Origin of the sequence: Brevibacillus formosus (assembly GCF_003013405.1) — a bacterium.
GTDB classification, from domain to species: Bacteria; Bacillota; Bacilli; order Brevibacillales; family Brevibacillaceae; genus Brevibacillus; species Brevibacillus formosus.
Genome location: NZ_PXZL01000013.1, coordinates 686498 through 698313 on the forward strand (window position 1 = coordinate 686498; position 11816 = coordinate 698313).

Sequence of the window (11816 nt, forward strand, 5' to 3'; positions counted from 1 at the left end):
CAAGAATGCACTGACGGTTCTTTCTGCTAGTTTTCGTCTTCTCGATATGATTCCTCGATCTCCTCCATCTGAATGATCCGTTTACAGCATCTACGGTTAGCCGATCCTAATACCGCAACCTGCTGCCGAAATGTCATCGGAGGCAGGTTGTTTAATTAGAGCTAAATTCGTTTATTTACTGGAATATTTTTCATTTACATACTATTTATCCCATAATATGATTAGTCGAATCAACAAATTGTTGATTACTAAAAATTTTTAGGAGGGATCCAAAATTAATACGAAAAAAGCTATTTCTAAAGCTACTGTCGTTTCCGTTTTTGCACTTTCAATGCTGTTGAATGCTGGAAATGCAAGTGCAGATGTAATTAGTTCGCTGCCACAGAATGCATCGCAATTAGAACTGGAGTTTGCACCGTTATATGACTATGATAAAGATGGATGCTATGCCACCTCAGCAATAACCCCTGAGGGGAGGACTAATCCCGGATTAGCTCTAGGTGGAGACGTGAACGGGAACTGCCGAGACCCTCGACAGCTCGAAAACTCAAATACCTACTCTAGATCCAAAACGAATAACGGTTGGACTGCGATTATGTATGCTAGCTATTTTGAAAAAGATCAGTCTACTCTTGGTCCGGCGGCAAGTGGGCACAGACATGACTGGGAACATGTGGTGGTGTGGATTCAAGATAATCAAATCCAATATGTGTCCCGTTCAGAACATCGTGGTTGGAAAGTAGATCCTCGATCCAACGTACTGTTTGAAAACAATCACCCAAAAGTGGTTTACCACAAAGATGGAGGTTCCACTCATTTTATTCGTCTAGCAAACAGTAATGACGAACCACCTGAGAATTATACAGGTAAATGGTTTTCACCACCGTTAGTTGGATGGGATGGTTATCCGAACCTTCATGTACGAAATACACTGATGCAAACAGACTTTGGATCCGCAACGATTAAAATCAATGATGAACGATTCAATGACGCCCTTAACAGTGCAAAACCTCCGGGGATTACTTTTGATGCCTATGCAGATGATTCAAAGCGTAACTTTGTAACATTTTTTGAAAATTATTCAGGCACAGGCCAGTCTTTTAGAGATTCAGTCTCAAGAAACTGGGTGGGAAGTTATCCAGGCGGAGCATACTTTGAAGATAAAATTTCTAGTGTAAATTTGGACCCACACACAAGGCTTGTGGGGTATCAACATTCGAATAAAGGCGGATATAGACATACGATCATAAATGATAGTAATGATGTGAAAACCTACGATCTCACTACCTTTAATGATACGATATCGTCATACGAAATTGATCCACTTCCACAGCATAGTGTAACGTTTTTACAACATCCGTATAATAATAACGGCAATTCAGGATATTACTATACCGAAACAGTCTCACAACCTTCATTCGCCAATAGTCCAATTGGTAGTTCTTTTAACGATATGGCTTCAACTGTGATTGTAGGAGCATATACAAAAGTGGAACTTTTTGAACATGCAAACTATGGTGGGGCTAAAAGAGAATATGTAAATGATACGAATGCTGAACAGGTATTTATCTTGGAAGGTTTTCATGACAAAGCATCATCATTTAAAATTAGTAATACACGCTGATTTGGAGAAAAGGTATGTTTCAAAGAAAGATACAAGTTTAAGCAGCCAGTCGTCGGAATTCAACCGGCGACTGGCTGTTTACAAGTGTGGGGAGATCGAGAGGGGAAGATCAGGAAGTATGAGCTGAATATTTCGGCTGAGTACCTGGATGTTGAGTTTTTGGAGACGATGGATACCATGCTCCTTGAAATGGTTCACTTGTACAACGCTGTCAAGGGCGTGCAAGACACATCCAGGAATGGGACATATCACAATAAGCGTTTCAAAGCTGAATGTGAGCGGCGCGGTTTTTATTTTCCGGATAAGGAGCCAGATAAGAAATACGGTTGGGCTTTTCAGAAGCTGGCCGAGGAAACCAAAAAGAAGATCATGGAACTGGAGATTAATCAGGGTGTTTTCGTGATTGCCCGCAAAGCCTTTGGGGGCGGCGGCAGTGGTGGCGGAGAGGGCGAGAAGAAGTCAAACTCTTACAAATGGGTTTGTCCTGGATGCGAGCTGACAGTGCGCTCTTCCAAGCCCGATATATCTGTAAGGTGTGGCGAGTGTGATTTGTTAATGATCGAAGAGTGAATATTCGTTTTCTGGAGAAAAAAGCTGGCTGCAGGAGGCCATCTCTCCAGGAATGTGTTTCCCAAATACGAACGATCGAAGCGAGATCCATTTGGCCAAAAACCCAAAAAACGAAAATAGGGTAACCGCCAACATCATTTGCCCTTCTATTCAATCTATTCCAAAAAAAAGAGGCAGCTTTCGCCGCCCCTCGTGTTTACTGCTTTTCCCACTTGCCGTTTTTCAGTACGAACTCTACAGCTGCATTTCTTTACTATTCCTTTTCAGACTGCTTTGTTTTGTCAAATTCAATTTTTTCAATCGATGACGTCATGTTTTGGTAATCAGCCGGGGCTTTAAAAGTCGACATTTTCGCTTTCTTATTAAACTCAATGGAGAGTACCTCTATACTGTTGGTAACTTCATTTTTATCATTTGTTTCTTCTAATTTAAGTAACACACCGGTTTCTGTGTCAATCCACATTTTAAAGTGTGTTGCTTGATGCTTTTCTGCTAAAATAAGATCTTCGTGTTGTCCTTCAATTACAATTACAGACCGATCAAGTAGTTTTTCCGCTCCAACAATTTTATGATTAGTAGGAGTCAACCAGAATGCATAGTCTTGTGGAAAAATGACATCTTTTGCGTTTGAGGAAAAGGCTGGGTCAGGTCTTTTAACAAAGACCTTTTCTCCTTTTTCGTTTTTGGATGTGCGTGGCCCTTTCTTGTCGAAAGAAGCTGCTCCATTTTCTTTGCTGGCCTTAGTCTTCTTATACATTTTTTGGTTATGCTTGACAGTCCAATAAAACTCTCCATCATATGCAGTTTCTTTGATGATTTCTCCCTTCGTATTATTCTCTACTTTTACATGACTACGTGGATTCTTTCCTTGTTGGACTTCAAATTCTACTGTTTCGTCCACACCAATAGGGGTGAGAATGATTCGATAGGAGCCACTAACGCTCTGATAGTTATCAATAGCATTTAGCATTTTTTCTTGAATGGACTTTGAATCAGTGACGGTGACGTTCAAAATGGATTCGGTCTGTTGTTGTGCTTCAGTTTGTTGCTCTACTTCAGTTCTTGGAGCCTCCTCTGCATTACTTTTTGCGGCATAAAAACCAGTCAATCCCAAACCAACCAAAGAGGTTGCGAGAATTACAGAGTATGTTTTTTTCATTCTAATCGCATCCTTTAATATAATTTCATTACTTAAAGGGAAGCAGCGTCGGCACCTGTTTGTGTGCTTGAAGCTCCGCTATAATCTTCTCCACTTACAGTAACATTTGCTTTAGCGTTATCCAATCTAATGTCACCTACAGTGTTCCAGCCGGATGGAGCAGAGTACTGGTTAACTGAGCCTACAAATTCTGTATAACCCCATCCTTCGGAAAGTGCATCATACTCTGCGTCTCTGTTTGTGAACTTAGAACTGCCTAAGTAAACTTCCAACGTAGCTGTTCCTGAAGGGAGTGTTGGAAATTTCCATGTATAAAAATCGCTGGTACTTGCGCCAGATCCTTTTTTCATTTAGCTCACCTTTTTTTTATTTGTTGTTGGATTGAAGGTTGGTTATTAATCTAGTACTTATTAAATTTCACCTCCTTTAGGAATTTTTACAATATTAATATATCAACCAAAAATTGATATTTTTTTCGCATTTTGTCCTAAATGCATAAAATAGTAATTATTTCCTATTATGATGTTTCTTCAAAATATTATTGAAATAGATTGTATACATCAGAGTTGGTTAGGCGGAGTGGGAGCGGAAGGGGCGTGGCTGCAACCGATAAAAAGCCCGTTCATTTTAACCTGGAAGACCCAATCGAAAAAGCAATGTTTGAATATTCCAAGACGATCAATTTTTCAGGTTGGGTAAAGGAGCAAATGAGGCCCGTTTTAGATTCCATAACCTGAACCTGAAACTCGCTAGTTCATCCTCTTCAATTACTGGCTGCTTAACAAGTTGCTTATCTAATTGGTGTTGATAGAGTAATGTTACATGTTCCGGCAATATGAATTTCATACCGAACGGATCTTCTAGTCTGCCTGCCAAAATGAAAACCTCCGCGAAATAGGAACATATGTTTCTATTTTGCTACAAAACAGCCTATTCATGCAACAAGAAATAACGTACTTTTGTTCACTGAAAATAATGTTTTAGTATTAGACTGTGAAAATAAAGATTTAGACTAACTTTGAGTCCATTACGCGATTGGGAAGGTGATGAAGTTTTAGATTCCTTTACAGTGTTCCACTCCCTGAAACCCTGTTGTAAAAATGTAGAAACCAGAAAATACAAGCTTGACAAAAATTTTTATTTATGATATTATTAAATTTTAAGCTGTTGTAATTTAGTGTTGATTTGATATACTTCCTTTTGGAGTACCGTGGATTCAATTCCAAATAGGGGGGACATTCAAATGAAAGAAAACCAAGTTAGCCTAACTTCCATCATGACTGCCTATATTCGCGGCTATCACGCCACATATGATAGCCCAAAAATTTTTGATGATACTCTAGCCTATCAATTGATACCAGAGGAAAGACGTAAGCTCATTGAACAAGGCTTGTCGAGTGCTCTCAAGCAACAATCTAGCTCCGAGCAACCTACTGCTTTGAGATTCTTTTTACAATCAATGGGTTTACCCCAGGTGGTCAGCCGTTCAAAGTATACGGAAGAAACCGTTGAGAAGGTTGTTAAACAGGGACTGGAGCAGTATGTGATACTCGGGGCAGGAATGGATACGTTTGCTTTTCGACACCCGGAACTTTTGAAAAAAATTCGTGTATATGAGGTTGACCACCCGGCTACACAAACCTTTAAACGTAATCGACTGGCTGAGTTAGGTTGGGAAACTCCGCCAAATTTGCAATTTGTTCCGGTCGATTTCTCAAAAGAAAGTCTGGCAGAGGCATTCAATGAAGTCTCGTACGATCCGAAAGCCACAAGTATCTTTAGCTGGTTAGGTGTCACAATGTACTTGTCACGAGATGAAGTGTTCGCAACACTTCGTTCGATCACTGATATTGCCCCAACAGGAAGTTTAATTATATTTGATTACTTTGAAGCACAAGTAGCTGCTCGAAGTGCACAAAAAATTCGGGATGAATTGAAAAAGATAGGGGAACCGATAAAAACCGGCTTCGACCCGTCGACCTTGGCTTCTGATCTTGCAAAGATAGGGATCCGCCTCATTGAGAGCTTACGTCCAGTTGACATCCAAAATCGGTATTTCAATGGGCGAACGGACGGCTATCACGCATCGGAACAGGTGCATTTTGCGCTGGCCATGGTCGAATAGCGACAGAATAAGCCCTTCTACAAGCAGAGTTGAATGGTGACTGAAACAACAGCGGCAGTCTAGGACTGTATTTTCTGCTCCTAGATCTACCGCTGTTTTCTTTAATCGGATTAGTCTAAAACTAATTATACGGAGGCTACTGTTTAAAGAAAATAAAGTATTAGACCGTGAAAATAATGTTTTAGACTGAGAAAATATAGTATTAGACTGACTTTGAGGCCATTTCTTGAACGGGCAGAAATGTGAAATAAAGTACTGAATTAAGATGAGTTCCGGCTCCAGCTTGCAAACCGCCTCCAACAACAGGCTGTATTCCGTATGAACAGTAGGTGTACAAAGTCCGGATCCGGCTGCTCTCCCATAATGGCGACTTCTACATAACAGGAATGTTAGTTACATCGTGACGAGTTCGGGAGACAGCTGTCTACTGGAAGGATTTTAGGGGGAGATTGTTCCCCTGAATGCAAAGAGCACCAACTTATGGAGGAGGGTGCTCTTACTAACCGTAGTCGTTTAACGGGGAAGAGAGGAATACAGCTTATCCAAGTAAGCGACGGCCGCTTGCTCGGCATCTTCTTTTCGTTTGATTCCGCTGATACGGTCCCGTAAATCCCGATGCACGATGCCTCCTTTTTAGAAAGAAACAAATACACCACCATAAGCGTCTAAGAAAAAGATTTAACCATTTTTATAAAAATGATAATATGACATGGTTTTTCTAAGTGAATTCAATGAAAAACAATAATTACTTAACTCAACGATTCTTAAGAGAATCAAGGAGGTTTTATAGAAAAGTGAAGATAAAATTAATGACTTTGATTACATTCTTAACATTATCACTCTTTTCATCGTCAGCTACTGCCACAACATTTTCAGACGTACCTAATGATCATTGGGCAAAAGGAACTATTGAAAGAGCAGTAAATCAAGGGATCATAAAAGGATATCCGGGTAACCGCTTTGCACCAGATGAACATGTATCTGTTGCCGCATTTTTTACCATGTTGTCCAGAGCTTATCAAGTTCAGATTACTCCTAACAATAAGAAATTAGAACATTGGGCAGACTCGATTTATGAAGCCATCGAAAAATATCAATATCCTTATTCAAAATTACAGCAAAAGTATATAAATCGTTGGGAATCTAAGTTTCTCTATAGGGATCGGCCGATCACCAGAACCGAAGTAGCAGAAATCATTGCAGGGGCAGATGGGGTGAACTATCGCGGGGATTTTGCAGTTCATTATATTCTCAGCCAAGGCTACGCAAGCGGAAAACTCAACGGGCAAACGAGCATATTATCCTATCATGGCAAGAGTTTCTTAACCAGAGCAGAAGCGGTAGCATTTATTGAGAAATTAAAAACCAAGGGCTTAAAAGAACTTCGGGTTCGTCCTCAACAACCAAGTGATCCAAAGAAATTGCCACCATTACCTAATAATCAGTTCCCTGATCCAAAGGAAGGGGTTCTTCACGAAGTGTTGATGGATTATCCAGGGTATTATGTTGAACCACTCCATCCAAATGTCAATTCCATGTTTAGGGCTATTCAGCGAGAGATTATCCCTGCAGAAAAAAATGGAGATGATGCAAAGCTCGAACTACTCATCCTTTTTGAAGATCTTACGGAGTTTGGTGACGATTTTCATGGTTTTAGGAATGAAGAGGACGTGCACCTTGGTGGTCTTTCTTCAATTGTTATCTCTGATTTCGAAAACGACAACGCGGTTCTGATTGCCATAGATACCTTCCGTCGATTTGATATCGAACCCCCTCCTCGTTTTCTCGAAATCATCAAGGAGGTAATGACATTCAAACAGAAAAAAGTAGTTCCGTATGACGGAGGGCAATTTATTATAGTCTATCAAGGAAGTCAGTTAACGATTTCTTTGCAGAAGAAATGAATTCAAAAATTTCTGTTTCGGATAAATATACGTTAGTTCAATTAAAACAACGGTAGTCTAAGACTTTATTTTTGAAGTCTGAACTGCACCCCGTCAAGTAGACAGTACAAATAATAAAAATTTAGGCGGCCTTGGTCCTGAACTCCATCGGACTGAGGCCGTTTAGTTTTGATTGTAATCGTTCGTAATTGTAAAAGTGGATATAGGCCTCAATATCTCTCTCAAGCTCCTCAAAAGTATGGTACGTGTGCAAATAGTACTTCTCACATTTGAGGGTCCCCCAAAAAGATTCCATTGGGCCGTTATCGATACATCGTCCCACACGGGACATGCTCTGGATTATGTTGTTGTCATCCAAAAGTTTCTTAAATCCCAAGGAAATGTATTGGTAGCCTCGGTCGCTATGAAGCATGGGGCTGCTTCCTGCAAGGCCCGTTTCAACGTCTGGAATACAAGTGGATTGTTATTGGAACGCCCTAATACAAAGGCGACGATTGATTTATCATGAAGGTCGAGAATAGCACTTAAATACGCTTTCTGGCCGTTACCGTACTTGAATTCCGTTACAATTGACGGCGCTTCTGTAGGTATTCTACCTACGCCTTTAGATAATCCCTTTCTTCCTCCGAATATCATTTGAATGTTCGACCTTTTTAGGCATAACAAAAAGTTAGGTGGGCTGGCTTTTGACACTGTCTACTCAAAGGGGATATTACCAATATATCGGGCTTTTCCTTTTGCACTATTTAATGCCGAGGCTTCGCTTTTTTCGAACGAGCGTGGATATGTTCACTTGCAGCTTATCCGCACACTGCTGCATGGTGTCTGTCTCCTTCAAGACACGTTGGATATACGCTCGTTCAAACCGTTCGACCGCTTCTTTTAGCGGCAATAGCTCATCCATTTTAGCGAGTTGGAGCGGCAGAGCTGTCTGTTGGGTATTGCGAATAGACGCTGGCAACTGGTCAAAGGTAATTCGCCCATTTTCACACATATGGAAAGAACGTTCCACCACATTTTTCAGCTCGCGTGTATTCCCTGGCCAATCATAATCCATCAGCGCCTCCAACGCATCTGTTTCGATGCGCATCTCTTGCTGGTACTTCCATTCGAGCTTTTTCAAATAGTAGAAAATGAGAGCCGGAATATCCTCGCGGCGTTCGCGCAAGGGTGGAATGGTGAGAGAAAGTACGTTTAGCCGGTAGAACAAATCCTGCCGAAAACGCTTTTGTTCCACCATCGCTTCCAGGTCACTATTGGTGGCAGCGATGATCCGCATGTTAACTTGACGCGATGTTTTCCCCCCGAGTCTGCGAATCCGTCCATCCTGTAACACATTCAAGAGCTTTACCTGTAAAGGAAAAGGGAGGTCTCCAATCTCATCGAGAAAAATGGTTCCTCGATCCGCCAGCTCAAACAATCCCTCCTTTGACTGACTTGCCCCCGTAAAGGCGCCTTTCTCATAGCCAAACAATTCTGACTCGAGCAAATGCTCGGGAATGGCCCCACAGTTAATCTTGATAAATTCCCCTGTTCGTCCGCTTTGAGCGTGAATGTAGTTCGCCATGACATCTTTACCGACACCAGACTCGCCTAGCAAGAGGATGGGGGAGTCGTTGGTCGCAAAGCGTTTGGCGAGTGAAGCGATTCGATGCATAAGCCCACTGCGATAAATGATCTGCTCGTCAAAGTCACCATCGGTTTGGATATGCTCCAGAGCCCTTTGATACGCCGAGCTGATTTGACGTGTTTCTTCCAGCTCCTTCTGAAGCTGATTCAGCTCTGTGACGTCACGCACATTTCCCACTACAAACAATAATTCCTGGTTTGCATCGAGCAGCGGAGTAGCCGTGTTAATCGCTTGCCGACCGTTTGCATAATCGATCACGACACTATGGGTTTGTTTTGTCAAAATCGTTCGTACAGCAGAAGAGTCAGGAACAAGATGCATTTCTTTTTGCTCCATAAAGCTAAAATTATTCAAGATATCGGCGGGAACTCCGGTGATGTTCAAGTACGCCTCGTTGTAGAGCAGGACGTACCCGTTACGGTCACAGATCGCCAATCCATCGTGAGACGTACTGAAGATGGTCGTCAGCAATTTTGCGAGTTCATGATTGTCACTGGCTTGGAAATACTTGGTTTGGTACATCGAAGTCCTCCTAAGCAGGCTTGTAAACGGAATAATCAGAATTAATCATCCATGCGCAATTGTGCATATGCAAAAATGATCATTTTCGAATCGTTTTGTTGTGAAATCGCTTTCAAATCTTTGGCATGCTACTTGCTCTTCTATAAGTACGAAAGCAGAAGCAAGACGAGCAGAATCACATTATCGAAAGACACCGAGGTGTTTTTCAGCGAAAAAGAGAGGGATGTTTCCATGTCTTCATTATATCAGGTATTGAGTCCAGCAGGTGAGCTGGTTGGTGATCTCAAGGGACAATTAGACGAGGCGACGATGATCAAGATGTATGAAAATATGGTGCTGGTTCGCCATTTTGACCGCAAGTCGATTAACCTGCAACGACAAGGAAGAATGGGTACGTATGCGCCCTTTGAAGGGCAGGAAGCTTCGCAAGTAGGCAGCGCGATGGCATTAACTCCAGGAGATTGGCTTTTCCCAACCTACCGAGACCATGCGGCAGCGATCGTCCATGGTCAATCCATGGCACGGGTGTTCCTTTATTGGATGGGACACATGGAAGGGAGTATCAGCCCGAAGCATTTGCACATCATGCCACCCTGCGTACCGATTGCGACTCAAATAGTTCATGCGGTAGGGACTGCTTGGGCGAGCAAGCTGCAAAACGAAAAGCATGTCAGCATCGCCTACTTTGGTGACGGAGCAAGCTCAGAGGGCGATTTTCATGAAGCATTGAATTTTGCTGGCGTATTTCAAACGCCGACCATCTTTTTCTGTCAAAACAACGGCTTCGCGATCAGCGTCCCGTTTTCACAGCAGTCTGCATCGAAAACAATTGCACAGCGTTCGGCGGCTTATGACATCCCTGGGGTTCGGATCGACGGCAATGATATCTTCGCTGTTTGGCTGACCATGAAAGAAGCCATGCAACGTGCGTTAGAAGGCAAGGGACCGACGTTGATCGAAGCTGTGACATTCCGCTATGGCGCACACACAACCGCAGATGATCCGAAAAAATACCGGGATCAAGAGAATTTGTCCGAGGAATGGCGTCAAGAACGCGATCCACTCCAACGTCTGCGTGTATTTCTGGAGAATCAAGGGTTGTGGAATGAAACGAAGGAAGCAGAGCTGATTGCACGGGTGAATGAACAGATCGACGCAGCTCTTGTCGAAGCGGAGAGCTATCCGAAGTCCAAACCGGAAGACATGTTCAAGCACGTCTACGCTGAACCATCGTGGATGGCAACGGAACAGGAGAGCGAGCTCGTCAAGCCAACGAAGCAGGAGGGAATCCCAGCATGAAACGCAAACTGACGATGATTCAAGCAATCACGGAGGCCATGGATCAAAAATTGGCAGATGATTCACGCGTCATGCTGCTCGGCGAGGATATTGGTGTGAATGGTGGTGTGTTCCGGGCAACGGAAGATTTGATTCACAAGTACGGCCCGGACCGTGTAGTAGACACGCCGCTAGCTGAGGCGGGAATAATCGGAGCAGCAATCGGCCTTGCCATGAACGGGAAAATTCCTGTGGTCGAGATTCAATTCCTTGCCTTTATTTATCCAGGCTTTGAGCAAATTGTCTCTCATGCTGCACGTATGCGCTATCGTACTCGCGGACAGTACCATGTACCGATGGTCATACGCACGCCGTACGGGGCAGGGATTCGCGGGCCTGAGCTGCATTCGGAGAGTGTCGAAACGTTTTTTGCTCATGTCCCCGGCTTGAAGGTTGTGGCACCAAGCACACCTTATGATGCAAAAGGCTTGTTGATTGCCGCAATGGAAGATCCCGATCCGGTCATTTTTTTGGAGCCGACCAAGCTCTATCGCGCATTTAAACAAGAGGTTCCAGAAGAAATGTATCGAGTGCCCATTGGAAAAGCGAAGGTCGTCCAGGAAGGCTCGGATGTATCCATTTTTGCTTGGGGAGCGATGCTGCGTGTCGCGGAGGATGCTGCGAAACAGATCGAGCGCGAAAACGGCTTGAGCTGTGAAGTCATTGATCTGCGCACGCTCTATCCATTGGATCGGGATACGATTATAGCCTCGGTCAAAAAGACTGGACGCGCAGTTGTCGTACACGAGGCGCATAAGACTGCTGGGTTGGGTGCAGAGATCATCTCCATAATCAATGATGAAGCATTGATCTACATGAAGGCTCCCGTGAAACGGATTACCGGATTTGACGTGCCCGTCCCGCAATTCAGCATCGAGGATGACTATTTGCCAACGGCTGAACGCGTGAAGGACGGAATTATGGAAACGGCTACGTTTTAAGAG

Annotated in this window: 9 protein-coding genes and 1 pseudogene; 6 read left to right on the forward strand and 4 right to left on the reverse strand. The window is 43.1% G+C overall.

Annotation, left to right across the window (positions count from 1 at the left end; translation table 11 throughout):
* Positions 1-331: 331 nt before the first annotated feature.
* Together C7R91_RS15895 and C7R91_RS15900 are read left to right on the forward strand one after the other, a co-directional pair.
* On the forward strand, positions 332-1624 hold the full coding sequence (locus C7R91_RS15895; RefSeq protein WP_083995045.1) for an NPP1 family protein: 1293 nt from the start codon (positions 332-334) through the stop codon (positions 1622-1624).
* Positions 1625-1783: 159 nt separating this feature from the next.
* Complete coding sequence (locus C7R91_RS15900; RefSeq protein ID WP_146142142.1) at positions 1784-2194, forward strand: hypothetical protein; 411 nt, start codon at positions 1784-1786, stop codon at positions 2192-2194.
* A gap of 253 nt (positions 2195-2447) precedes the next feature.
* On the opposite strand, the gene C7R91_RS15905 is transcribed toward C7R91_RS15900, so the two are convergent.
* Both C7R91_RS15905 and C7R91_RS15910 read right to left on the reverse strand, forming a co-directional pair.
* A complete protein-coding gene (locus C7R91_RS15905; protein WP_047069269.1) occupies positions 2448-3353 on the reverse strand; it encodes a hypothetical protein in 906 nt (301 codons plus the stop codon).
* Positions 3354-3385: 32 nt separating this feature from the next.
* Positions 3386-3703: a hypothetical protein gene (locus C7R91_RS15910; protein ID WP_047069270.1), complete on the reverse strand. Its 318-nt coding sequence runs from the start codon at positions 3701-3703 to the stop codon at positions 3386-3388.
* Between the two features lie 893 nt (positions 3704-4596).
* On the opposite strand from C7R91_RS15910, the gene C7R91_RS15920 reads away from it, so the two are divergent.
* Positions 4597-5478, forward strand: a complete 882-nt coding sequence (locus C7R91_RS15920; protein WP_047069272.1) for a class I SAM-dependent methyltransferase — start codon at positions 4597-4599, stop codon at positions 5476-5478.
* A 794-nt stretch (positions 5479-6272) separates the two neighbouring features.
* Entirely contained in the window at positions 6273-7382 is a 1110-nt protein-coding gene (locus C7R91_RS15925) for an S-layer homology domain-containing protein (RefSeq protein WP_160309978.1), read from the forward strand.
* 121 nt (positions 7383-7503) lie between these two features.
* On the opposite strand, the pseudogene C7R91_RS29700 reads toward C7R91_RS15925, so the two are convergent.
* Together C7R91_RS29700 and C7R91_RS15935 are read right to left on the reverse strand one after the other, a co-directional pair.
* Positions 7504-7949 (reverse strand): annotated as a pseudogene (locus C7R91_RS29700) (IS3 family transposase); the annotation flags it as partial.
* A 175-nt stretch (positions 7950-8124) separates the two neighbouring features.
* Positions 8125-9534: a sigma-54 interaction domain-containing protein gene (locus C7R91_RS15935; RefSeq protein ID WP_047069275.1), complete on the reverse strand. Its 1410-nt coding sequence runs from the start codon at positions 9532-9534 to the stop codon at positions 8125-8127.
* Between the two features lie 231 nt (positions 9535-9765).
* Here C7R91_RS15935 and pdhA point away from each other — a divergent pair, with 231 nt between their 5' ends.
* Both pdhA and C7R91_RS15945 read left to right on the forward strand, forming a co-directional pair.
* Positions 9766-10833 carry a pyruvate dehydrogenase (acetyl-transferring) E1 component subunit alpha gene (pdhA, locus tag C7R91_RS15940; RefSeq protein WP_047069509.1) on the forward strand — a complete coding sequence of 356 codons (1068 nt, stop codon included), beginning with the start codon at positions 9766-9768 and terminating at the stop codon, positions 10831-10833.
* Positions 10830-11813 (forward strand): alpha-ketoacid dehydrogenase subunit beta, encoded by a 984-nt coding sequence (locus C7R91_RS15945; protein ID WP_047069276.1) that lies wholly within the window; start codon positions 10830-10832, stop codon positions 11811-11813. The genes pdhA and C7R91_RS15945 overlap by 4 nt, the downstream gene beginning before the upstream one ends.
* Positions 11814-11816: the final 3 nt, after the last annotated feature.